Origin of the sequence: Paraburkholderia sp. SIMBA_027 (genome assembly GCF_046535315.1) — a bacterium.
Taxonomy (GTDB): domain Bacteria; phylum Pseudomonadota; class Gammaproteobacteria; order Burkholderiales; family Burkholderiaceae; genus Paraburkholderia; species Paraburkholderia tropica.
Genome location: NZ_JAWRWY010000660.1, coordinates 1 through 269 on the forward strand (window position 1 = coordinate 1; position 269 = coordinate 269).

At 55.4% G+C, this 269-nt stretch carries 1 pseudogene; it reads left to right on the plus strand.

Annotated elements, in window-relative coordinates:
* Nucleotides 1–269: pseudogene (locus tag SB764_RS40650) on the plus strand (MFS transporter); the annotation flags it as partial.

Genomic DNA, 269 nt, shown 5'->3' on the forward strand with positions numbered 1-269 from the left:
TGGTTACCTGCCGCCGCTGTTCCAGCGTTGGTTTGGTGTGAACCTGATCGTTTCCCGTAAGATGGTCGTAACGCTGGGTGCTGTGCTGATGATTGGCCCGGGTATGATCGGTCTGTTCACCAACCCGTATGTCGCAATTATGCTGCTGTGTATCGGTGGTTTTGCCCACCAGGCACTGTCTGGCGCGCTGATTACGCTCTCTTCTGACGTGTTTGGTCGTAACGAAGTGGCAACGGCAAACGGTTTAACCGGGATGTCCGCATGGCTGG